Origin of the sequence: Actinoplanes sp. TBRC 11911, from assembly GCF_012933445.1 — a bacterium.
Classification (GTDB): Bacteria; Actinomycetota; Actinomycetes; order Mycobacteriales; family Micromonosporaceae; genus Actinoplanes.
In genome coordinates this window covers 323,165-344,504 of the sequence record NZ_JABBNC010000004.1, presented here as the reverse complement: position 1 = coordinate 344,504, position 21,340 = coordinate 323,165, and the positions used below count along the sequence as shown (strand labels likewise).

The 21,340-nt window shown below is 70.5% G+C and carries 22 protein-coding genes and 1 pseudogene; 11 read left to right on the top strand and 12 right to left on the bottom strand.

The window, feature by feature from the left end; translation table 11 throughout:
* Window positions 1-18: 18 nt before the first annotated feature.
* From HH310_RS09240 to HH310_RS09225, 4 genes are all read right to left on the bottom strand, one after another.
* On the bottom strand, window positions 19-759 hold the full coding sequence (locus tag HH310_RS09240; RefSeq protein ID WP_169175011.1) for an ABC transporter permease: 741 nt from the start codon (window positions 757-759) through the stop codon (window positions 19-21).
* A 2-nt stretch (window positions 760-761) separates the two neighbouring features.
* Window positions 762-1,664 carry an ABC transporter ATP-binding protein gene (locus tag HH310_RS09235; RefSeq protein ID WP_169175010.1) on the bottom strand — a complete coding sequence of 301 codons (903 nt, stop codon included), beginning with the start codon at window positions 1,662-1,664 and terminating at the stop codon, window positions 762-764.
* Window positions 1,665-1,746: 82 nt separating this feature from the next.
* The gene (locus HH310_RS09230; protein WP_169175009.1) at window positions 1,747-2,937 is read right to left on the bottom strand and encodes a glycosyltransferase; all 1,191 of its coding nucleotides are present in this window, start codon (window positions 2,935-2,937) and stop codon (window positions 1,747-1,749) included.
* Between the two features lie 219 nt (window positions 2,938-3,156).
* Window positions 3,157-4,737 carry an NAD(P)/FAD-dependent oxidoreductase gene (locus HH310_RS09225; protein WP_169175008.1) on the bottom strand — a complete coding sequence of 527 codons (1,581 nt, stop codon included), beginning with the start codon at window positions 4,735-4,737 and terminating at the stop codon, window positions 3,157-3,159.
* A 123-nt stretch (window positions 4,738-4,860) separates the two neighbouring features.
* Here HH310_RS09225 and HH310_RS09220 point away from each other — a divergent pair, with 123 nt between their 5' ends.
* A complete protein-coding gene (locus HH310_RS09220; protein WP_169175007.1) occupies window positions 4,861-5,313 on the top strand; it encodes an SRPBCC family protein in 453 nt (150 codons plus the stop codon).
* On the opposite strand, the gene HH310_RS09215 is transcribed toward HH310_RS09220, so the two are convergent.
* The gene (locus HH310_RS09215; RefSeq protein ID WP_169175006.1) at window positions 5,306-5,953 is read right to left on the bottom strand and encodes a hypothetical protein; all 648 of its coding nucleotides are present in this window, start codon (window positions 5,951-5,953) and stop codon (window positions 5,306-5,308) included. The two genes, HH310_RS09220 and HH310_RS09215, sit on opposite strands and share 8 nt — an antisense overlap.
* A gap of 100 nt (window positions 5,954-6,053) precedes the next feature.
* On the opposite strand from HH310_RS09215, the gene HH310_RS09210 reads away from it, so the two are divergent.
* Window positions 6,054-6,254, top strand: a complete 201-nt coding sequence (locus HH310_RS09210) for a hypothetical protein (protein ID WP_169175005.1) — start codon at window positions 6,054-6,056, stop codon at window positions 6,252-6,254.
* Here HH310_RS09210 and HH310_RS09205 read toward each other — a convergent pair whose 3' ends face one another.
* Window positions 6,255-6,680, bottom strand: coding sequence for a hypothetical protein (locus HH310_RS09205; RefSeq protein ID WP_169175004.1), 426 nt, complete (start codon window positions 6,678-6,680; stop codon window positions 6,255-6,257).
* Between the two features lie 80 nt (window positions 6,681-6,760).
* Between HH310_RS09205 and HH310_RS09200 the strand changes: the two genes are divergently transcribed.
* The gene (locus HH310_RS09200) at window positions 6,761-7,117 is read left to right on the top strand and encodes a DUF6401 family natural product biosynthesis protein (RefSeq protein ID WP_169175003.1); all 357 of its coding nucleotides are present in this window, start codon (window positions 6,761-6,763) and stop codon (window positions 7,115-7,117) included.
* 65 nt (window positions 7,118-7,182) lie between these two features.
* Here the strand turns inward: HH310_RS09200 and HH310_RS09195 are convergent, their stop codons facing one another.
* Both HH310_RS09195 and HH310_RS09190 read right to left on the bottom strand, forming a co-directional pair.
* The gene (locus HH310_RS09195) at window positions 7,183-8,457 is read right to left on the bottom strand and encodes a mechanosensitive ion channel family protein (RefSeq protein ID WP_169175002.1); all 1,275 of its coding nucleotides are present in this window, start codon (window positions 8,455-8,457) and stop codon (window positions 7,183-7,185) included.
* 165 nt (window positions 8,458-8,622) lie between these two features.
* Complete coding sequence (locus HH310_RS09190) at window positions 8,623-10,056, bottom strand: hypothetical protein (RefSeq protein ID WP_169175001.1); 1,434 nt, start codon at window positions 10,054-10,056, stop codon at window positions 8,623-8,625.
* A gap of 210 nt (window positions 10,057-10,266) precedes the next feature.
* Between HH310_RS09190 and HH310_RS09185 the strand changes: the two genes are divergently transcribed.
* From HH310_RS09185 to HH310_RS43655, 5 genes and pseudogenes are all read left to right on the top strand, one after another.
* Window positions 10,267-12,336, top strand: coding sequence for a SpoIIE family protein phosphatase (locus HH310_RS09185; protein WP_248293811.1), 2,070 nt, complete (start codon window positions 10,267-10,269; stop codon window positions 12,334-12,336).
* Window positions 12,337-13,216: 880 nt separating this feature from the next.
* Window positions 13,217-13,942: a VOC family protein gene (locus tag HH310_RS09180; RefSeq protein WP_248293810.1), complete on the top strand. Its 726-nt coding sequence runs from the start codon at window positions 13,217-13,219 to the stop codon at window positions 13,940-13,942.
* 101 nt (window positions 13,943-14,043) lie between these two features.
* Window positions 14,044-14,280, top strand: a complete 237-nt coding sequence (locus tag HH310_RS09175; RefSeq protein WP_169174998.1) for a helix-turn-helix domain-containing protein — start codon at window positions 14,044-14,046, stop codon at window positions 14,278-14,280.
* A 1-nt stretch (window position 14,281) separates the two neighbouring features.
* Window positions 14,282-14,461: pseudogene (locus HH310_RS43660) on the top strand (Clp protease N-terminal domain-containing protein); the annotation flags it as partial.
* A gap of 111 nt (window positions 14,462-14,572) precedes the next feature.
* Window positions 14,573-14,902, top strand: coding sequence for a Clp protease N-terminal domain-containing protein (locus tag HH310_RS43655; protein ID WP_396027502.1), 330 nt, complete (start codon window positions 14,573-14,575; stop codon window positions 14,900-14,902).
* Here the strand turns inward: HH310_RS43655 and HH310_RS09165 are convergent.
* Window positions 14,899-15,318: a hypothetical protein gene (locus HH310_RS09165; protein WP_169174996.1), complete on the bottom strand. Its 420-nt coding sequence runs from the start codon at window positions 15,316-15,318 to the stop codon at window positions 14,899-14,901. The two genes, HH310_RS43655 and HH310_RS09165, sit on opposite strands and share 4 nt — an antisense overlap.
* Before the next feature lie 97 nt (window positions 15,319-15,415).
* Between HH310_RS09165 and HH310_RS09160 the strand changes: the two genes are divergently transcribed.
* On the top strand, window positions 15,416-16,420 hold the full coding sequence (locus tag HH310_RS09160) for a hypothetical protein (RefSeq protein WP_169174995.1): 1,005 nt from the start codon (window positions 15,416-15,418) through the stop codon (window positions 16,418-16,420).
* On the opposite strand, the gene HH310_RS09155 is transcribed toward HH310_RS09160, so the two are convergent.
* From HH310_RS09155 to HH310_RS09145, 3 genes are read right to left on the bottom strand one after another with little or no spacing between them, the layout of a single operon-like run.
* Window positions 16,407-16,874 (bottom strand): GNAT family N-acetyltransferase, encoded by a 468-nt coding sequence (locus tag HH310_RS09155; RefSeq protein WP_169174994.1) that lies wholly within the window; start codon window positions 16,872-16,874, stop codon window positions 16,407-16,409. The genes HH310_RS09160 and HH310_RS09155 overlap by 14 nt on opposite strands.
* Window positions 16,871-17,839, bottom strand: a complete 969-nt coding sequence (locus tag HH310_RS09150) for a pirin family protein (protein WP_169174993.1) — start codon at window positions 17,837-17,839, stop codon at window positions 16,871-16,873. Before HH310_RS09150 ends, HH310_RS09155 begins: the two co-directional genes overlap by 4 nt.
* Window position 17,840: 1 nt before the next feature.
* Window positions 17,841-18,281, bottom strand: coding sequence for a MarR family winged helix-turn-helix transcriptional regulator (locus HH310_RS09145; RefSeq protein ID WP_169174992.1), 441 nt, complete (start codon window positions 18,279-18,281; stop codon window positions 17,841-17,843).
* 116 nt (window positions 18,282-18,397) lie between these two features.
* Here HH310_RS09145 and HH310_RS09140 point away from each other — a divergent pair, with 116 nt between their 5' ends.
* Both HH310_RS09140 and HH310_RS09135 read left to right on the top strand, forming a co-directional pair.
* Entirely contained in the window at window positions 18,398-19,594 is a 1,197-nt protein-coding gene (locus tag HH310_RS09140) for an aminopeptidase (protein WP_169174991.1), read from the top strand.
* Window positions 19,595-19,762: 168 nt separating this feature from the next.
* Window positions 19,763-21,337 (top strand): phospholipase D-like domain-containing protein, encoded by a 1,575-nt coding sequence (locus HH310_RS09135; RefSeq protein WP_169174990.1) that lies wholly within the window; start codon window positions 19,763-19,765, stop codon window positions 21,335-21,337.
* Window positions 21,338-21,340 lie beyond the last annotated feature (3 nt).

The window sequence follows — 21,340 nt, the reverse complement described above, 5'->3', positions numbered from 1 at the left end:
ACTGCACACCCCCCACTGTCAGGACCAGCGGAACAGCCGGCTCGACGCCAGACCGAACACGATTACGTACGCCGCAAGCACCGTAACCGAAAGCATGTTCGGCCAGTTACCGCTCATCGCGTCGTGCAGTGCGCGCTCCCCCGCGCCCAGTGGCGTGAAGTCACCGATGCGCTGCAGCACCTGCGGCATCACCTCGCGCGGCGTCCACAATCCGGCGAAGAACATCGACGGGAAGAACAGCACCGTCCCGATCGCGTTGCCGGCCTTGGCGTTCGGTGCCAGCGCGGCGATGAGCACGCCGATCCCGAGCACCGCCAGCGTGCACAGCAGGAACGCGAGCACGAATCCGGGGAACTGGTCGGCCAGCGCCACGTCGAACGCGATCCGGCCGACCGCGAGCACCAGCGTGGCCGACACGATCGCGGTGATCAGGCTCATCGTGAGCTGCGCGCCGAGCAGTTTCATCGGCGACACCGGCGTCGTCGCGAGCCGGCGCAGCACACCCCGTTCCCGGTAGCTCGACAGCACCGCCGGCGTGACCTGCAGCGCGACCATCGCGATGACGAGCGCGACGCTGATGCCGACGTACAGGTCGATGACGCTCATGCCGCCCAGGTCCGCCGACGGATCACGGAACGACGGGATGCTCCCGAGGATCACCACCAGCACGGTCGGGAACAGCAGCACGAAGAACGCGGGCAACGGCTCACGCAGCATCAGCTTGAACTCGGTCAACGTCAGCTTGGCGAAGACAGACATTCTCATTCCTTTCCCGTACGGCTGGTGAGCTGCACAAACGCATCGTCGAGGTTGGCCTGCTCGATCCGCAGATCGGCGGCGGTGATCTGCTGGGCGGCCAGCAGCGAGGTGACCGCCGAGAGCAGTTCCCCGGTCCCGGCGATCTCGAGCTGGCCGCCGTGGTGCCGCACCTGGGTCACCTGCGGCAGCGCGAGGAACTGCTCGTCGTCGATCGGCCGGGACGGGCGGAACCGGATGCGCTGCTCGACGGCGATGCGCGCGACCAGCCCGGCCGGGGTGTCCAGCGCGACGACCTCACCGTGGTCGATCACGGCGACCCGGTCGCAGAGGCTCTCCGCCTCTTCCATGAAGTGGGTGACCAGCAGGATCGTCACGCCGCGGTCGCGGATCGACTCGATCAGGTCCCAGGTGTCGCGGCGGGCCTGCGGGTCGAGCCCGGTGGTGAGCTCGTCGAGGATCGCGATGCGCGGGTTGCCGATCAGCGCGAGCGCGATCGAGAGGCGCTGCTTCTGGCCGCCGGACAGTTTCGCGTACCGGGTGCCGAGCTTCTCGATCAGTCCGAGCTCGCGGGCCAGCGCCTGCCAGTCGGCCGGCTCCGGGTAGAAGGACGAGTAGAGCTCGAGCGCCTCGCGCACGGTGAGTTTTTCCTGGAGCTGGCTTTCCTGAAGCTGGACGCCGACGAGCTTGCGCAGCTCGGGGTCGCGCGGCGGCCGGTCCAGCACGGTGATCGTGCCGCTCTCCGGGATACGCAGGCCGGCGATGCATTCGACCGTGGTGGTCTTGCCGGCGCCGTTCGGGCCGAGGATGCCGAAGATTTCGCCGCGGTCGACGGTGAACGAGACATCCCGTACCGCGACCGTGTCCCCGTAGCGCTTCTGCAGGTTCTGGACCTCGATGACTGCCATGCATCGAGGCTCGCATCGACGGCCACGGTCACGAATCGACCGGCGAGTGAGCCTTCCGATCAACCGGTTGGTGGATGCCCGGCTACGCCACGGCCTCTTCGCCGGCGCTGCGGCGCAGGCCGGTGACCGCCGAGTAGACCGAGGTGACCTGCGCTGCCACCCGCTTCCACGAGTACGCCTGGCGGGCGCGGTCGAGCGCGGCCGTGGCGTACGCGAAACGCCGCACCTTGTCGTTGACCAGCCGGCGCAGGGCCCCGCCGAGGGCGCGTGGGTCGCGGGCCGGGACGAGCTCACCGGTCAGCCCGTCGACGACGGTCTCGCCCAGGCCGCCCGTGGTGGTGCCGACGATCGGGATGCCGCAGGCCATCGCCTCCAGCGCGGCCGCGTCGAACCGGTCCTCCTGCCAAGGGGCGGCGACCAGCAGGTCGGCCGAGCGGTACCAGCCCGGCATGTCCCCGAACGGCACCGACCCGACCAGCCGGAACCGGTCGGCGACCTGGAACTTCTCGGCGAGCGCGCGCAGCGACCGGGCACCCGGGTCGGCCTGGAGCTGATCGGCCGGCGGACCGCCCACCACGACCACCTCGGCCCCCGGGACGTAGCGCATCGCCTGGATGACGTCGCCGAAGCCCTTGTGCTCGACGAGGCGGCCGACGCCCAGGATGCGCGGCCGGGCCGGGTCGCGGTCGGCGGCCGGGCCCTCGGGACTGAAACGCTCGCTGTCGACCCCCGCCGGGACGATGGTCAGCCGGGCCCGGGGCACGCCGATGCGTACCAGACCCTGCACCTCGTCCTGGGTTTGCGCGACCACGCGGTCGACCGCCCGGCCGAGGGCACGCTCGTAGCCGGAGCGCGACGGCCCGGTGCCGCCGGCGCGGATCTCGCCCAGCTCATGAAAGGACTGCACGACCGGGACCCCGAACTGCCGGGCGGCGGTGACCGCGGCCAGGCCACTGGTCCAGAAGTGCGCGTGCACCACGTCGGGCTGCCAGTCCCCGTCGCGCCACTGTTTCTCGAGCTGGCGGGCGAACTCCCCCATGTACGGCAGGAGCTCGTCGGGCGCGACGAGGTGCGCGGGCCCGGCGGTCACGTGCACGACGCGCAGCCCACCCGGGGTGGTGACCACCTCGGCCACAGCGGGATCGTCACGCCGTGTGTAGACCCGGACCTCGTGCCCCGCGTCGGCGAGCGCGGCGGAGAGATCGGCGACGTGGGTCTGCTGCCCGCCGTCTCCCAGGGGACTGGCGTGCTCTGAGATCATCGCGACACGCACGTTGTCCCCTCCGCTCCGGCGTCAGTTCGCGAAGCACCATGCCCGACGCCAAAATCCGTAAACATGACTCCATCGTTACCAGGGTCAGGTGGCTATCGTGCAGCGTACCGTCCACGCTAACCCCGAGCGGGTCTTCGCGGTTCGGGGCCGGACCGTGGCTGGTATCACTGTGCGACTCGTCCGAGGCGCTGGCCGCGGAAGGGTCCCAGCGCCCGCGTCTCAGCCGTACACGGCCCGGTGGGCCGCGTTGATCGCCGCTCGGTAGGCGCCGCCGGTCAAGCCGCGGTCGCGGGCCAGGGCGGCGCGCGCCGCGTTGCTGCCCGGCGCGCCGTGCACCCCGCCGCCCGGATGGGCCGACGCGGACGCCAGGAACAGCCGGTCCACCGGCGTGTCCGCGCGGCCCAGGCCGGGGATCGGGCGCAGGAACAACTGCTGGAACGCGGCCGCGGTGCCGCCGCCCAGCGCGCCACCCACCAGCGACGGGTTGTCGCGCTCCAGGTCGGCCGGCGAGAACACGTTCCGGCCGGCCACCCGGGAACCGAAGCCGGGGGCGTTCTCCTCCAGTACCGATTCCATCCGTTGCACATGGGCGTCGATCTCGGAGCCGGACCATTTCGCGCGGTGCGGCAGATGGGTATAGGCCCAGACCGATTCCGTGCCGGGCGGGGAATGCGACGGGTCGGCCGTGCTCATCTGGCCCAGCAGCATGAACGGATGTGCCGGAAGTGAATCGGTGGCCAGTTCCGCCGAATACCGGGTCAGGCCGTTCAGGTCGGCGCCCAGATGAACCGTTCCGGATCCGGCCACCGACGGATTGCGCCACGGGATCGGTGTCGTCAGCGCCCAGTCGACTTTCAGCGTCGCGCCGTCCCAGCGGTAATGCGAGAGATCGTCGAGCATCAACGGTGGAAGCCAGCGTGATCCCACCATGTCGAGAAACAGGGTCGGCGCGGGCACGTCCGCCAGCACGGCCCGGGACGCTCGATGATCGGTGCCGTCCGCGGTGCGCACTCCGAGGGCCTTTCCGCGGGCCACCAGCACCCGGGACACCGGCGTGGAATAGAGCACCCGGCCGCCGCGTGCGGAAAGGCGTGCCACCAGCGCGTCGGTGATCTGCTGGGAGCCGCCCACCGGGACCGGCCAGCCGTACTCCTGGCCCAGCATCGCGAGCAGCCAGCCGTAGACGCCGCTGGCCGCCTCGTCCGGCGAGAGATCGGTGTGCAGCGCGCACCCGGCCAGGGCCAGCGTGGCGCCCTCGCCGCGGAACAGTTCGGACCCGAGCTGGCGGGCCGGCAGCATCAGCCGGCGGGCCATCCGCAGCGCGCCGGACGTGCCGAGCCGGGCCAGCAGACCGAGCCCCGGGCGCACCGGCGGGAACGGTGCCAACAGCGACCCCAGTAACGGCGCCGAGAGGCGCTTCCACTCCCGGAAGGCGGACTGCCAGCGGTCGCCGTCGCCGGGCGCGAACTGCTCCATCGACTCCATCGTGCGGGCGATGTCGCGATTCACCACGGCGGCGCGTCCGTCCGGCAGCAGGTGCGCGAACACGTCCGGTGCGTGGCGCCAGGTCAAACCCAGATCGAGGGCGCGCAGCACCGGGGAGGCGTACCCGAGGGGGTAGAAGGAACTGAAGAGATCGCTCAGGTAGCCGGGCGCCGTCACGTAACCGGAACGCACCGCCCCGCCCGGCTGCGGGGTGGCCTCCAGAACCAGCACCGACCACCCCACGTCGGCCAGCAGATTCGCGGCGACCAGGCCGTTGTGCCCGGCGCCGACGACGATCGCGTCCGTGCTGTCCATCGTGTCCGCCCTACCCCCGCACCGCTCCGGCAAACGGGATCAGGCTAGCCGAAGCGGGCGTTTAGCCCCGGCCCGCGGGGGCATGCCACAACGAGGCGGGGAAAACCAGATAAAGGAGACACAGTGAGTACCGTTACCGAGTCCGTCGACGTCAACGTCCCGGTTCGCGCCGTGTACAACCAGTGGACCCAGTTCGAGACATTCCCCGAGTTCATGGACGGTGTCCGGGAGATTCGTCAGATCGACGCGACCCACACCCACTGGAAGACCGAGATCAGCGGCGTCAAGCGTGAATTCGACGCCGAAATCACCGAGCAGTTGCCCGACGAGCGGGTGGCGTGGAAATCCACCGAAGGCGAGAAGCAGGCCGGCGTGGTCACGTTCCACCGCCTCGACGACACGAAAACCCGAGTAACCGTGCAAATGGATTTCGACCCGCAGGGCATCGTGGAGAACGCGGGCGACAAACTCGGGATCGTCGACCGTCGTGTCAAGGGCGATCTCAAGCGATTCAAGGAATTCATCGAGAGCCGCAGCGGCATCGAATCCGGTGCCTGGCGTGGTGAGGTCAGCTAAACCGTAACGTCAACGCCCCCACCTCGGACCGCGCGAGGACCGCATACCGGTCCCGCGCGGTTCGCCATTCCCGCGGCTCCCCCACCGCACCCGGCGGCACCACCGAGCGGGCCCCTTCGGCCAGCCGCAACCGCATCGGCGCCGCCCCGGCCGCCTCCAGCGACACCGTCCCCGCCGACAGCAGCGTGACCGGCAGCGTCCCACGCGGCCGCGGCAGCCGAAGCGACACCAGCCCGGACGGCCCGACCTCGACCCGCGTCACCCGGGCGCCCCGCAGATCGAGTTCCTGCTCCCCCGCCCCGGCCGGCATCCGGATGTCCCAGCGCACGTCGCGGTTCAGCTCCACCAGCACCTCGTCCGGACCGTCCCCGCCGGTGGCCACCAGCCCGACCGTGACCCGTCCCGCGCGCTCCCGCACCGAGGGCGCCAGCCCGGCCCCGGAAGCCGTGCTCACCCGGCACAACAGCCCCGGCAACCGCGCCGTCACCACCCGCACCCGCGACGCCGCGTCCCGGACCAGCAGGTACGCGCCGGTACGACCGGACAGCGCGATGTCCTCACTGTGCGTAATCGCGAGGGGATCGCCCGCAATGGGCCGGCACCCGGCCGCGAGCGAGGCTATGACCAGCAGAAACGCCATTGTTGAGCGGCGACGACGCAACGCGGGAGGCACTATTGGACAACGCATAATCGGCCGAACGGGTGACGGCGATCCGCCCGATCCGGGCCAGACTGTCCGAATGCGTCCTGCCGGTTTCCTGTCCGAGCGTCACCGTCGTCTGGCTTGGCTTGGCTTCTTCCTGGCCGCCCTCCAGGCCCCGCTCGCCGCCAAACTGATCGACGACGCCTCGTGGCTCTTCGCCGTCGTCGTCGCCATGCTCGTCGCCACGGTCATCCTGGCCGACGACGCGCAGCGCCACCGCCCGCACCCGGCCGAGTAATCAGCGGGCCTCGTGCCCCGGGAGCCCGTGCGTGCGGCGGCGCTCCTTCAGATCCGCCTCGTACAAATGGCGCTTGCCGTCGGCGTACGCGTCCCGGGCCTGTTTCTCGATCGCCTTGAAGACGGCGAAATAGCCGTCGTCGTACTCCTCCACCAGCTGAAACGTCCAGTGCCCCGGAGTCACGTTGCGACCGACCAGATCGCGCGCGATGCGCTCGGCCATCTCGGTGTGCCCGGCCTGCATGAACAGCGAGACCGCCTGGTCCAGCTGGAAATCCGCGGCGCCGGTGAGCTGATGCATCGCGTACAGGTGCCCGCGCGCCCGTTCCGCCGTCTCCAGCGCCTCACTGAGCTTGCCGAGCGCCTCGACCGTGCAGTCGTCCAGCCCGGCCGGCCGTCGGTGAGCTTCGTCCGGCCCGTCCCCCATGATCGCCTCCCTGTGGGTTCAACCGACCTGCACCGGCAGGAGAACCGATGGCTACCCTAGGCTCCCTACCTTTACTTCTCATGAATGGCCTGTTCAGCGGCGCTGCCGCCCGTGCTGCCCTCCGTTCCGCCAACGCCAGCCTGACCGAGCTGCACGACACGGTCGGCGCCTGCGGTCTCGTCGCCGCGGACGCCCACCCCGGCCTGATGGCCGACGTCGACCAGCACGCCGCCGGCATCCGAGACAGCCTCTCGGCCGACGTTCGCCCGCTGACGCCGGTGCTGCTCGCCGCGTACGCCGAGGGCGTGCGCGACGCCGCGTTCACGCACGGCTGGCGTCCGCCGATGGGCGCGATCGACTGGTCCGAGGACAACTGGGTGCTGCGCCGCCTGCTGGCGGTGTGCGCGCTCGTCCGCACGCTCCCGCAGTTCGGCTGACACTCCGCACGACAGGCTGTTCCTCTTCCCAGGGCCGGCACCGGAACTCTCCGGTGCCGGCCCTCCTACTTTTCCGGCTTCCCCGGATCATCTCGCTCCGGCAACGGCTGCGTCTCGGCCTCACCGGCCCGGATGACCTGGGTCGCCTCACCGTCCTCGGCACCGATCACCAGGGTCTCGTCCCGGCCCGGGTTGATGATCGTGGTGTCACCCTCGCCGTAGCGGATCACCGTGGTGGTCGCGGCATCCTCCTCGGCCCGCCGCCGTGCTTCCTCGGCGCGGCGCTCCTCCTCGGCCTTGCGGGCCTGCTCCCGCGCTTCCTCGTCCCGGCGCGCGTCTTCCTTCCGCCCGGCCTCGGCCTGCCGGGCGACCTCGATCCGGCGGGTTTCCTCGGCCTTGCGCGCTTCGTCGGCTTGGCGGACTTCTTCGGCTTTGCGGGCTGCTTCCGCTTTGCGCGCTTCCTCAGCCTTCCTGGCTTCCTCAGCTTTCCGGGCCTCTTCCGCTTTCCGGGCCTCTTCCGCTTTGCGGGCTTCCTCGGCCTTTCGCGCTTCCTCAGCCTGGCGGGCCTCCTCAGCTTTCCGGGCCTCCTCCGCCTTGCGGGCTTCCTCAGCCTTGCGGGCCTCCTCAGCCTTGCGGGCCTCCTCGGCTGCGTAGGCCTTGGCGGTCTCCCGGATCGCGGTGGATTGCGTACCGGCCTCGTCGAGCCACCCTTCCCACCGGCGCTGCATCGGCCGGATCAAGCCGCCACCCACCCCGACGACCACCACCCCCGCCACCGTGGCCAGCACCGTGATCAACAGCGGCCGCGTCACCGAGGTGGCGATCCGCACCTGATCCAGCGCGGCGATCACCCCCAGCGTGATGATCACGAGAGAGATCGCCCGAGCCAGGATCTTCCCGTACGCCAACGCCCCGAGCGCGCTCGCGACCAGGTCATAGACGGCGTTCGCGATAGCCGCGGCAACCACGATGATGATCACCGCCACCAGCGCGCGGGGCAGCCACGCGATCAACGAGGTGAGCAGATCGCTGACCGGGTTCGGGCCCCAGACCCCGAACGCGAGCTGCAGAGCGAACAGCAGGACCGCGTAAAAGACGATCTTCGCGCAGAGATCGCTCGCCCCGATCTGACCGCGAGCGAACAACCGGCCGAGCGGCCCGCGCTCGGCCGCCCGGTCGAAGCCGGCCCGTCGCAGCCCCTTGCCCACGCCGGCGCGCAGCAGACGCGCCACCACGTACCCGATCACCAGGATCGCGATGAAGGCCAGCGCGGACGGTATGAACAGCAGCACCGAACGCCACATGTCGCTGAGCCCTTGCCCCAGCCCGTCGCCGAACATCCGCGCCTCCCGCACCTCGGGCCGGCCGGCGTCCGTGCCGGCTTGTTGCGACCCTAAGACGCAACGAGCGACACCGCCCGCCGAGTCACCCGCTCAACCCGTCGAGCAAGGGCCGCCAACCCGGAAGCGAGCGCCATCAGCTCGGGAACGAGCCGCGGCCGTCCGTCACGACCCGGTCGACGGCGTATCCGATGGAGACGTCGACGGAGTGGCGGACGGCGTCGTCGACGGCGGCGGTGGCGCGACGGTCGGCGGCTTGGTCGTGGGCTTCTTCGTCGGGGTCTTCGTCACCGGCGGGAACTTGATCGTGGCGGTCGAGGTCGGCCGGGCCGTGGTCGGCCTCGGGTTGGACGGGTTCCGGGTCGTCGTCCGGGAGGACGGCGTGACCGTGGCCGGGCCACTCGCCGACGTCGACGGAACGGGCGGCGGCGCGGCCTCGGTCGGCGCGTCGGTGCTTTCCGGGAACTGCGGGTCCTCGGTGGAGGATTCCTCGGCCGGCGCGGCGCCCGCCGGGACCGCGGGGTCGGACGACCCGGTCCCGAAGATCGCGTACCCGACACCGCCCGCGAGCAGCACGCCGGCCGCCGCCACCGCGAGGACCAGCGCACGCTTGCGCTGTTCGCCGCGGTGCGTCCGGGGCAGCACCCGCGGCGCGGTGAGGTCGATGACGTCGGTCGCCGGCGCGGCCTCGGCCGGTCCGGACGGGAGCGGCGGCGGCCCCCACGGCACACCGCCCTGCTCATCGTGCTGATCCTCGTACCCGTTGCCGTAGACGGCGGTCGGCTGTTCGTCCTGCCCGTAGCCGCGGCGATAGGGCGCGTCCGCGTCCGCGTAGGGCCCACCCGGCTGCGGCGTTTCAAAGCCTTCCCGGTACGCCTCGTCGAAACGCTCCCCGCGCTGCTCGCCGCCCTGCGGACCGCCGAACGGCTCGCGCTGCGGCTCCTCGAACCGCTCCAGCTGCGGCTCCTCGAACCGCTCCGGCGGCGGCGCCGTCTCGAACCGGGGCGCCTCGAACCGTTCCTGGGGCGCGGCCTCAAAGCGGGGCGCCTCGAACCGCTCCGGCGGCGCCGGCTCGAAGCGCGGCGCCTCGAACCGCTCCGGCGGCACCTCCGAACGGAGCGTCGGCGCCTCGCGATACGGGTGGCCGTAGTCCTCCGGCCGCGGCTCCTCGGCACCCGCGCGATACGGGTGCTCGGAACCCTCCGGCAGCGGCGCCTCGGCCCGCTCGCGGTAGGGATGGCCGAAGTCTTCCTGGTCCGCACCACTCGGCGGCGCCGCGTGATCCCCGTCGCCGCGGTCCCGCTCGTCCGGGTGGTACGCGAGCTCGGCCAGCACCGAGTACCGGTCGCTCGGTGGCCCGTACTGAAGATCGTCGGCGTCGTCCCGGTCACCGTCGGCGTGCGCGGCTGCCCGGCGCGGAAGCTCGTCCGCACCGGACTGCTGCTCGTACGCGTAACCGTCCGGAGCATCCTGGCCGCCGTAACCCGGAGGCCGGTGCCCTGCCGTGGGCCAGGCACGCTCCGGATCGCCGTCGTCGGACGGCTGATATTCGGAGGCGTTGTCCCGGAAACCACGGCGCGGCTGACGGTCTTCGATCACGGCGGGGACTATATGTGACGCGCGTACGAATACACCAAGCTAGAACCGCACATCAAGCGGTCACACGGCGTAATCATGTGCGGAACCCGACATCGGACCCCGGAAAACGTACGCCCGGCCGTACCGTCAAGAATCGGACGGTTGGCCGGTGGGCCATCGTACGAATGGCCGAGGCGGGCTACGCTCAAGAGCATGGCCGGGGAGGGTGGGATGAGTCCGATGATGCCCACGCTTCCCCGCGAATCTCCGGGTGTGACCTGCGCCGAGATCATCGCCCGGCACGACTGGCCGGCCAGCCCGCTGGGACCGCGCGAGCACTGGGATCCGGCGGTCGCCGGCACCGTCGATCTGATCCTCGCATCGCCCATGCCGATGGCCTTGACGGTCGGGCCGCGGTTCATCCTGATCTACAACGACGCGTACGCGGATCTGATCGGCCCGCCGCATCCGGCCGCGCTGGGCCGTCCCGCCACCGAGGTCCTCGACGACCTCGCGGTGATCGACGGGGTGTTCCGCAGCGGCCGGCCGTTCCTCGAGGCGGAGACGCAGCTCACCGGCGACCGTCTGGTCACCCGCGGCCACTCGGCGGTGCGCGGCCGGGACGGTTCGGTGGCCGGCGTGCTCACGATCGCGGCCGAGACGACGCACGTCACCCGGCGTCTGCAGAGCCTCGGCGAGCTGACCTCGCGGCTCGCCGGGACGCTCACCATCGATGACGTCGCGCGCGTCGTCCTGGCGTACGCAATCGCCTCCTTTGATGTTGATCATTGTGTCTTCGCGGTCGACGACGCCGGTTCCTACCGGTATGTGCGGCGCATCCGCGGCGAGATGATGGACGAGGCCGACGAACGGCTGCCGCCGGTGTGGAAGAGGGCGCCCACCGAGTCCCGCGGCCCGATGGTGCTGGCCGCGCAGACCGGACGCCCGACCTTTGTGAGCGACGGTGAACCGCTGCGCGACGTCGCCACCGACCGCCACGAGCGACGGCTGCGCGCGCTCGCCGCGATGCCGTTGCGGACGCCGTCGGTGCGCGGCGCGCTGACCATGGGCTACCGCGCCGGTCACGCCTGGCTGCCGGCCGAGCGCGCGCTGCTCAACGCCGCGGCGCAACTGGTGGCGCAGGCCGCCGAGCGGGCCCGCCGGTTCGAGGCGCAGCACGGCACCGCCCAGTTGCTGCAGCGCAGCATGCTTCCCGAGCACCTGCCCGAGCTGGAGCGTTTCCGCATCGCGGCCCGCTACGACGTGGGCGTGGACGGCAACGCGGCGGGCGGCGACTTCTACGACGCGTTCGAGCTCACCGACGGCCGGCTGGCCATAGTGCTGGGCGACGTGGCCGGTCACGACGTCCGGGCTGCCGCGGTGATGGGCCAGGTCCGGGCCGCGCTGCGGGCGCTCGCGCTGACCGACGCGTCCCCGCCGAGCGTGCTGGCCGGGCTCGACCGGCTGGTCTTCTCCCTGGGCGCCGAGTCACGCAACGAGGAGATCTTCGTCACCGTCGTTTATGGACTGCTCGACCTTACCGACGGGACGATCACGCTGGCCAGCGCGGGCCACCCGCCGCCCGTCCTGCGCCGGGCCGGGCAAGCTGGCGAGGCACCCACGGCCGAGCTGGTCAAGGTGCCGCCGGGTGCGCCGCTGGGCCTGGGCGGGCGCTGGCAGACCGGTCAGCTGCGGCTGGAGCCGGGCGACTCGGTGCTGCTGTTCTCCGACGGCGTGGTGGAGCGCCGCGGCCGGCCGCTGGGCGACGGGCTGGACGCCCTGGTCGCGGCCGCCGCCGGGGCATCGAGTGGCGATCCGCGCAGCCTGTGCTCGCTGGCCACCGCGGCGGTGCCCGGGGTGACCGACGACGACGTGGCGGTGCTGGCCGTGGAGCGCGCGGTGGCGCTGAGCCGGTCCGCGCAGATGCTGGTGCCGGCCGAGCCGACCGGTCCGAGCCGGGTCCGCCAGTGGATGTCGGCGCGGCTGCGCGAGTGGTCGGTGCCGGACCAGGTGATCAGCGCGGCCATCCTGTGCACGAACGAGCTCACCACGAACGCGCTGCTGCACGCGGGCACCCCGGCGCAGGTCCACATCGACCTGAACGCCGAGCGCCTGCTGGTCTCGGTCGCCGACACCGGCACCCGCGGCACGGTGATCCGCACGCACGCCGACACGCTGAGCAGCCGGGGCCGCGGCCTGGGCCTGATCGAGGACCTGAGCGACTCGTGGGGCACCGACCCGACCGTGCGCGGCACCACGGTGTGGTTCGAGATGCTGCTGGCGGGCCCCCCGGGCGCCTGAGATCCGAAGCGCGCACGACCGGAGCGCCCCACGACCCGAAGCCTCCGCAATGCCCGGAGCGCGCAATGCCCGGAGCGCGCAAGACCCGGAGCGCGCAGGACCCGGAGCGCGCAAGACCCGGAGCGCGCAAGACCCGGCGCCCGGCAAGACCCGGTGCCCGGCAAGACCTGGATTGCCCGCGACGCCACCGCCCGGCCGGCGCGGCCATCAACTTCGCCGTGAGCTTCCACCATGTGGATTCCGCCGCCCACATCGTGGCAGGTTCGTAACCTTGGAGAGTTACGCCCATATATATCGACCCTAAGTCTCCAAGATCCGCATTCTGCGGCGCTCGCTCAGGGCATAAAAGCTACTTTACGGGACCGAAGAATCATCCACAGTGGAGTCGAGTCCCACCCAGCGGGAGGCGCTCCACGATGTGGTCAGCGATCCCGATTAGTGGGCACTCATCCCGATAGTTGGAAGCACTGCCCATCAGCACGCGGGAATCTCGCCGCTGAACGTGCGGCCGCGACACCAGCCGCTCAGCACCTTGACGGAAATATCGGATATGTCGACATCGTGGCCTGAACTAAGCGTGCCGGAACCCGACTCGACGCGCCGCGGCGATGGGCTGACCTGCGGCGCCGCCCCTTTCCGGCTCGGCATCGAGGGCCCACTCACGGTCCTCGATGTTTAGGGGTTCTTACAGACGCGTTACCTGTACAGTTCAACTGATTACTGAGTGTAGTAAAAAGACGCTCCAAAGCGGACATTGAACCCCAGGGTAGTGACGGCGCGTATTCAGTGCCGTAGAGTAAGGGGCAAATCGGGGACGTCCACGTTGGAGCGGTACATGCGGATCAGAGGATTTGCACCATCGACCCCGTGCTGGGTCGAGTTGACGACATCCGACCCGGCCGGAGCGACGGCCTTCTATGCCCGGCTGTTCGGCTGGGACATCGAGGGCGACCGTTTCCTGCTCGACGGGCGGGCCGTGGCGGGCATCAGCCGAAGTCGCCCGGACCGGCCCGAGGGCTGGCTGACCTATCTGGCCGCTCCCGATCTCGACCAGGCCGCCCAGCGCGTCCAGACGGCGTACGGGCGGCAGCTGACCTGGCCGGAGGATCGCCAGGGCGCGCGCAGCGTGATCGTCGCGGACGCGTCCGGCGCGGTCTTCGGGTTGTGGCAGGCGGCCGGTTTCGCCGGCACCCAGCTGCGCGGCGAACCGGGCACGATGGCCTGGTCCGACCTGCTCACCGACGACGTTTCCCGGGCGACCTCGTTCTACGCGGCGGCGTTCGGCTGGTCGCTGACCCACGAGTTCGGCAGCGGCGAGTGGCTGACCGAGGCACACGACTCGGTGGCCGGCGTGATCTCCGGGCGTGGCGACCGGCGCTGGCAGCCGTCGTTCCAGGTGGCCGACTGCGCCGAGATCGGCGACCGGGCCGCGCGGCTCGGCGGGCGTGTGGTGGCCGGTCCGATGGAGATGGGGCTGGGCAGCTACGTGGAGATGGTCGACCCGTTCGGCGCCCCGTTCGCGATCACCGCGCCGGTGCACCGTCCGGTCGAGCTGACCGTGGCCTACAACGACGTGACCGGCATGGAGCTGACGTACGGCGGATAGCGCGTTCGCATCAGGAAAGGCCGGCCCCGGTGCCGGCCTTTTTTCTTCCCGGTACGTCAACCCGAGTTGACACGACGCAGATGTCAACGTAAGTTGACGGCATGAGCGAAGCTATCGACCTCGCCGCGGCGGCGAGCAGCGCCGACCCGCGGGTGGGTCTGCGTGCTGTCGTCGCGCTGCGCCGCCTGCTCGAGGGGCTCGAGCACCTCCAGGTGGCCAACGCCCGCAGCAAGGGCTGGTCCTGGCAGGAGATCGCGGACGCGCTCGAGGTGACCCGTCAGGGCGTACACAAGAAGCACGCCCGCCTGATGCCGATGTCGGACCCACGGAAGGACTGAGATGTTCGAGCGTTTCACCGCCGGGGCGCGGCGGGTCGTCGTCGGGGCGCAGGCCGAGGCCCGGGCGCTCGGCCACGGACACATCGGCACCGAGCACGTGCTGATCGCGCTGCTCGCCGAGGACGACGGAACCATCGCGCCGCTGCTGCAGGGCGCCGGCATCGACGCCGATTTCGTCCGCGCCGACGTACGGCGGCGGGTCAGCGAGCCGTACGAGCCGGATCTCTCTTTTGCCGACGCCGACGCCGAGGACACCGCGGCGCTGAAGGCGATCGGCATCGACCTGAACGCGGTGCGCGCCGCCATCGAGGCGAACTTCGGGGCCGGAGCGCTGCACCTGCCCCGGCCGGCGAAGAAGAAACGCGGCCTGTTCGGGCGCTTCTACGCCGGCGACGAGACCCGCGGGCACATCCCGTTCACGCCGCGCAACAAGAAGGTGCTGGAACTGTCGTTGCGCGAGGCCCTGCGGCTCAAGCAACGGTTCATCGCGCCCGAGCACCTGCTGCTCGGCATCCTGCGCGAGGGCAAGGGCCTGGCCGCGCAGATCCTCGCGGAGAAGAACGTCGACTTCGACAAGCTGCGCGACGACCTGGAACGTTCGTTGAAGCGGCGCGCCGCCTAGCCGCGGTAATACAACCTCAACTGGTGGCCGTCGGCGGTGTGGTGCCAGCCCACGTCGCCGATCGCCTCGATGCCGGGCCGCCGCTCCAGCCAGTCGGCGGCCAGCGCGAACGCCTCGGCCGGCGTGTCCCCCACGAAGATCACCCGGCGCTCCCACTCCTCGTAGACGGCGGCCCGGGTCCGCGGCACCGGCCCGCCGGCGACCGGGTCCGGGCCGTAGACGACAGCGGTCGGGCCGACCCGGCGCCCGTCCAGCACGGCCTGCACGAACCAGTCGTTGATCGTGTCGTCGTGGTCGACCGTCCAGCCGTCCAGCCGGCGGATGTCGTCGGCGATCGCCTGGCGGGCGGCCTGCAGGGCGGCATCGAGTGTGGCGAGCTCGTAGTCCTCGCCGTTGTACTCCACCCGGTACGCCATGTGCGCCGCCTCCGCAAGAGGCCTCGATGATAATGACCATCCGGCTCCCGGGAAATGGCGTGCGCCGGACGTCACCACGCCGCTACCGTCGGGCGCCGTGACCGACATCTACTGGCCTCCCGACGTGGTGACCGAGGTCTGCCTCGAAGCGATGGCCACCGGGTGCGTCCAGGGCATCCCACTGGAAGCCGGCCCGGAGGATCTTCCGGAACGGCTCGGCGCCCCCGACCCGGACGGGCACGGCCGGTTGTTCGAGCAGCGCTACTGGAACGCCGGCCACTCGATGACGCGCGACTGGAACCTGCTGCGCGCCTTCTACTACCGCGACGACCTACGCGACCCGTGGTCCTGCCACGAGATCGTCATCGAGCCGCCGCGACTGGACGACTACCCTCCGAAGTGGTCGACCCTCGCCGCGGAACTCCGTCGACACGGGTATCGCTACAGCACCGAGGACGACCTGGATTTCGACCTACACACCGTCACCGCATCCTGGGTGCGGGTGCGCGTCGCCGGCAAGCATCAGCACCGCCCGAGGCCGGGGCGGCTGTTCCACATCGAGATCCGTTCCATGCTGATGAACCCGATCCCGAAGCGCCTGTGGGGCCCGCTCCGCAACGAGATGCGGGCGCTCGGGAAAGCCGACACCCGCACGTGGCGCACCTGGCAGGCACGGCACGCCACCACCACGACCGAGTTCGAGGCGGTGTTCGAGGCGCTTTTCATCCTGTACGGGGGTGAGCCGGCCCGTGACGAGGAATGGACCGCGTTGTCCCTGTGGTTCCTGGACCAGGCCCGTGCGGTCTTCCGCCCCGAGGACTGGACGTATCACTGGGCGAAGTTTCAGCGGCGGTGGCCGGCCCTGATCTCGCCGGCCGAGGTGACCCGCACCTGCCTCGCCGCGCTGCCCATGACGCTCGCCGAGGCTTGCGCGCTCCCGACGACCTGGCGCGACGTATCCCCGGACGACGCCCGGCGCGCCCGGATGACCCGTGCACTCCTGGCTTTCGCCGCCGCGGCGGCCCCGGACGAACTCGAGGCCGCCGAGCTGAGCAGATGGCGCGACGACCTGCGGTGGCTCGCGGCGGTCAACTCCTGCTGACCCGCATGGCGGGGTCCGCGGTACGGGCGAAGCCGAGCGACTCGTAGAGCGGCTCACCGTCCCGGGTGGCCATCAGCGTTATGCGCGGCACGCCCCGGGCCTCGAACCAGTCGAGCAACGCCGTCATGCACGCTCGCGAATAACCCCGGCGGCGCATGTCCGGGTCGGTGGCCACGTTGTAGACGTAGCCGTTGCTGCCGCCCGGGTTGCCGGGAGCGCCCATCCGCTGCTCGATCGTGCCCACCGCGCAGGCCGCCAAGCCGTCGCCGGCCGGGCGGTCCACCACGAAAGCCGCGATCGCCGGCGACGGGTCGGTGAGCTTCGAGGTGAGGAAGCGGCGGGCCGGCTCGCGCCAGTCGTCGTCCCAGGGGCCCCGGTGGAACGCGCGGAGCAGCACGGCGCGCAGGCGGAGCAACTCTTCGACGTCCTCGACGGTGGCGGCGCGGGCGGTCACGTGTGCGGGACGCGGCCGGCCGGCACGATGCCGAGGCGGCCCTTCTTGAAGTCCTCGAACGCCTGCTTCAGCTCGTCCTGCGTGTTCATCACGAACGGGCCGTAGTGCGCGACCGGCTCGCGGATCGGGCGGCCACCCATGATGAACAGCTCCATGGCCAGGACGTTCGCGTCCTGCTTCGGGTCGGCGGCGACGCGGATCGCGTCACCGTCCCCGTGGGACGCGAGCTGGCCCATGCGAATCTGGTGCAAGTCCGTACCGACCCAGCCGTGCCCCGCCAGCACGTAGACCAGCGCGTTGTAGTCGGGCTGCCAGGGCAGATCCAGCTGGGCGCCGGGCTGTAAGGACACGTGCGCCAGGTTGATCGGCGTGTGCGTGCTGCCGGGGCCCTCGTAGCCGGCGATCTGACCGGCGATCACGCGGATGAGGCTGCCACCGTCCGGTGTGGTCAGCAGCGACGCCTCCTTGCCGCGGATGTCCTGATATTTCGGGGCGATCATCTTCGCGGCCCGCGGCAGGTTGACCCACAGCTGCAGGCCGTGGAACAGGCCGCCGCTGGTGACCAGGTGCTCGGGCGGCGCCTCGATGTGCAAAATCCCCTGGCCGGCCGTCATCCACTGGGTGTCGCCGTTGGTGATCGTGCCGCCGCCACCCATCGAGTCCTGGTGGTCCATGATCCCGTCGATCATGTAGGTGACCGTCTCGAAGCCGCGGTGCGGGTGCCACGGGGTCCCTTTCGGCTCCCCAGGCGCATAGTCGATCTCACCCATCTGGTCGAGGTGGATGAACGGGTCGAGCTCCGGCATGGTCAGGCCGGCGAACGCGCGGCGGACCGGGAAACCCTCACCCTCATAACCGGAGGGCGCGGTGGTCAGCTTGCGCACCGGCCGGTACGCCGTGGCGACCGGGTCGAGCTTCGGCAGGCGCGGCAGGACGAGGACGTCGTCAACGCTGATCGCGGGCATCTCAGGCCTTCCTGACTTTGTCGAAAACACGGCCGATGATGTCGAGCTCGTCGGGGTCGAGCCGGTCGATGAAGCTGTCCCGGACGGTGATCAGGTGCAGCGGTGCCGCGTGCTCCAGGGCCGCCATGCCCTCGTCGGTGAGCACCGCCTCCTGGCCGCGGCCATCCTCCGGACAGGGCTGCTTGCGGACCATGCCGCGCTTCACCATCGAGTTGATCTGGTAGGTGATGCGCGAAGGTGAGAAGACCAGCCGGCCGGCCAGCTCGCCCATCCGCAGCCGCCGATCGGGGGCCTCGGAGAGCACCACCAGGACGTGGAAGTCGTTCATGCTCAGGCCGGTCTTCGCACGCAGGTCGTCCTCGAGGTGCGTGTGCAGGGCCCACGAGCTCTCGATGAAGGTGCGCCACACCTTCTGCTCCGAGTCGGTCAGCGGATCGGCCATGGTCAGACTCTAACTCCTTCAGATTTGAAAGACTAGGTGCTTTCCCTCACCCGCAAACTATCCGCCCGCCCACTCCATTCCTGGAAGCGAGGCGCCACTCCTCTAGTGTGTCCCGCATGGGGATGATCGAGCGATTCGCGAACCTTGTCGTTCGTGGCGGCGTCAACGTGCAGCCCGGCCAGCTTGTCGTGATCGAGACCGAGATCGCCCACGTGGAGGTCGCGCGTGCGGTTGTCGACGCGGCCTATGCCGCCGGCGCCGGTTACGTCGAGATGGTCTGGAGTGACGGGCCGATCCACCGTGCCACGCTCGAGCACGCGACCGCCGAGACGCTGTCGGCCAGCCGCCGCTGGGCGTTGACGCGGATCGAGGAGTGGAACGAGGCCGGCATCGCCCGGATCAACCTGATCGGTGACCCCTATCCGCATCTGTTCGACGGCATCGACCCGGTCAAACTCGCGGCCAAGCGCACCGAGGAGGTGCTGGCCCGGCGAAAAGGCACGTACCAGACCGTCCGCTGGACCGCCGCCGCGGTTCCGGACCCGGGCTGGGCGGGGCAGATCTTCGGCGAACCGGACACCGAGCGGCTCTGGGAGGCGGTCGCCACCGCGATGCGGCTGGACGGCGACGACCCGGTCAAGGAATGGCAGGAGCGTGCCGCGACCCTGGCCGCCCGCGCCAAGCAGCTCGACGAGCTGGACCTGGATGAGGTCCGCTACCTGGGCGAGGGCACCGATCTCACGGTCGGCCTGGTGGCGAACAGCCGCTGGACCGGTGGTGGCCTCACCGACGAGCACGGCGTCGCGTACCTGCCGAACATCCCCACCGAAGAGGTCTTCACCAGCCCGGACCGGCGTCGCGCCGAGGGCACCATCCGGCTGACCAAACCGTTGGTGCTCAACGGCAAGCTCGTCGAGGGACTGCGTGCGACGTTCCGCGACGGCCGGATCACCGAGGTGACCGCCGACGCGAACGCCGACGTGGTGCGGGCCCAGCTCGACCTCGACGAGTCGGCCCGCCATCTGGGCGAGGTCTCGCTGGTCGACCGGGACAGCCGGATCGCCAAGGCGGGCATCGTCTTCCACAACACGCTGTTCGACGAGAACGCCGGCTGCCACGTGGCCTGGGGTCAGAGTTTCCCGTTCGCGGTCGAGGGTGGCTTCGCGATGACGCCCGAGCAGCGCGCCGAGCTCGGGCTGAACAACGCGCCGGTGCACACCGACGTGGTGATCGGCGGCGACGGCATCACGGTGACCGGCCGTGGGCCCAAGGGCACGGTCACCATCATCTCCGACGACGACTGGGTGCTGTGATCAACAGCTCAACCGATCAGCAGGATGGCGGCCGTGCCGAGCACGACCAGCAGCAGGAGCCCGATGAGCAGGCCCTTCTCGGTGGAGGCTTCGGGGGTGACGAGCGGCTCACTGCTCATGGAGATCCTCCGAAATGCGTGCGGTGGCGGGCGGGCTTAGCGTTGAGTCGTGTCGTTGCCGGAGTGGTTTCTCAGTGCCGACGAGCGCGGCAACCCGAACAGCTCGATACCCACGTGGTGCAGCGGAAACTCGGCCGAACCGCTTATTCACGGTAAAACATATTTTGCCCGGCTCGCCGAGGAGGTGACCAGCCTCCGGGAGGGTGACCACCTGTTCTTCACGGACTGGCGCGGCGATCCGGACGAGCGGGTGGCCGACGACGGCCCGACGATCGCCGAGCTGTTCGCGGCGGCGGCGCGGCGCGGGGTGATCGTCAAGGGTCTGCTGTGGCGCTCCCATCTGGACAAGATGGCGTACAGCGAGGAGGAGAACCGCAGCCTCGGCGACGACATCGAGAAGGCGGGCGGCGAGGTCCTTTTGGATCAGCGCGTACGCCGCGGCGGGTCCCATCATCAGAAACTGGTCGTGCTGCGGCATCCGGGCCGGCCCGAACTCGACATCGCGTTCGCCGGCGGGATCGACCTGTGTCACAGCCGCCGGGACGACGAGCGCCACCTCGGTGATCCGCAGGCGATGGCGATGGCCGAGGCGTACGGGAAAACTCCGCCCTGGCACGACGTGCAGCTGGCGTTGCGGGGGCCGGTGGTGGGCGCTCTTGATCTGACCTTCCGGGAGCGGTGGACCGATCCGGCGCCGCTGGACCAGGGCCCGATCGCCACCGTCACCGACAAGCTGAAGCACGCCGACCTGCACGTCGACGCGTTGCCGCCGGCGTTGCCCGATCCGCCCCCGACCGGCACGCTGGACATCCAAACCATCCGGACATATCCCGCTATGAGGCCCGCGTACGGGTTTGCGCCGGACGGTGAGCAGACCATCGCGCGCGGCTACACCAAGGCGATCAAACGGGCCCGCAAGCTGATCTATCTCGAGGACCAGTATCTGTGGTCGCGGGAGGTCGCGCAGCTGTTCGCCGACGCGCTGCGGGCGAACCCGTCGCTGCACCTGATCGCCGTGGTGCCGCGGCATCCGGACGTGGACGGCCGCCTGCAACTGCCGCCCAATCGCATCGGCCGTGAGCTTGCGCTTTCCTTGTGTACGCGGGCAGCGCCCGACCGCGTGCACGTCTTCGATCTGGAGAATCACCAGGGCACGCCGGTCTACGTGCACGCGAAGGTGTGCGTGATCGACGACGTGTGGTGCAGCGTGGGCAGCGACAACTTCAACCGGCGTTCGTGGACGCACGACAGCGAGCTGTCCAACGCCGTGCTCGACGAGACGCGCGACCAGCGGCAGCCACGGGATCCGGCCGGGCTCGGCGACGGGGCCCGCGAGTTCGCACGCGACCTGCGACTGTCGCTGATGCGCGAACACCTTGACGCGGCGAACGACGACGACCTGATCGACCCGGAGGCCGCGGTGCGCACCGTGACGGCGGCCGCCACCCGGTTGCGGGACTGGCACGCGTCCGGCGAGAAGGGTCCGCGTCCGCCGGGGCGGGTGCTGCCGCACCAGATCGAGCGGCTGCCGTGGCGTCAGCGGTGGTGGGCGCTGCCGGCGTATCGGCTCGCCTACGACCCGGACGGGCGGTCGTGGCGGGACCGCATGGCCGGCCGCTGGTAGCCG

Bases quoted from the DNA above. Each gene is read 5' to 3' on its own strand.
- HH310_RS09150 (WP_169174993.1), bottom strand. From the start codon at position 17,839: ATGCCCGCGATCAGCGTTGACGACGTCCTCGTCCTGCCGCGCCTGCCG.
- HH310_RS09225 (WP_169175008.1), bottom strand. From the start codon at position 4,737: ATGGACAGCACGGACGCGATCGTCGTCGGCGCCGGGCACAACGGCCTG.
- HH310_RS09165 (WP_169174996.1), bottom strand. From the start codon at position 15,318: ATGGCGTACCGGGTGGAGTACAACGGCGAGGACTACGAGCTCGCCACA.
- HH310_RS09205 (WP_169175004.1), bottom strand. From the start codon at position 6,680: ATGGGGGACGGGCCGGACGAAGCTCACCGACGGCCGGCCGGGCTGGAC.
- HH310_RS09195 (WP_169175002.1), bottom strand. From the start codon at position 8,457: ATGTTCGGCGACGGGCTGGGGCAAGGGCTCAGCGACATGTGGCGTTCG.
- HH310_RS09210 (WP_169175005.1), top strand. From the start codon at position 6,054: ATGCGTCCTGCCGGTTTCCTGTCCGAGCGTCACCGTCGTCTGGCTTGG.
- HH310_RS09145 (WP_169174992.1), bottom strand. From the start codon at position 18,281: ATGGCCGATCCGCTGACCGACTCGGAGCAGAAGGTGTGGCGCACCTTC.
- HH310_RS09140 (WP_169174991.1), top strand. From the start codon at position 18,398: ATGGGGATGATCGAGCGATTCGCGAACCTTGTCGTTCGTGGCGGCGTC.
- HH310_RS09215 (WP_169175006.1), bottom strand. From the start codon at position 5,953: ATGGCGTTTCTGCTGGTCATAGCCTCGCTCGCGGCCGGGTGCCGGCCC.
- HH310_RS09235 (WP_169175010.1), bottom strand. From the start codon at position 1,664: ATGGCAGTCATCGAGGTCCAGAACCTGCAGAAGCGCTACGGGGACACG.
- HH310_RS09240 (WP_169175011.1), bottom strand. From the start codon at position 759: ATGTCTGTCTTCGCCAAGCTGACGTTGACCGAGTTCAAGCTGATGCTG.
- HH310_RS09200 (WP_169175003.1), top strand. From the start codon at position 6,761: ATGAATGGCCTGTTCAGCGGCGCTGCCGCCCGTGCTGCCCTCCGTTCC.
- HH310_RS09185 (WP_248293811.1), top strand. From the start codon at position 10,267: ATGAGTCCGATGATGCCCACGCTTCCCCGCGAATCTCCGGGTGTGACC.
- HH310_RS09175 (WP_169174998.1), top strand. From the start codon at position 14,044: ATGAGCGAAGCTATCGACCTCGCCGCGGCGGCGAGCAGCGCCGACCCG.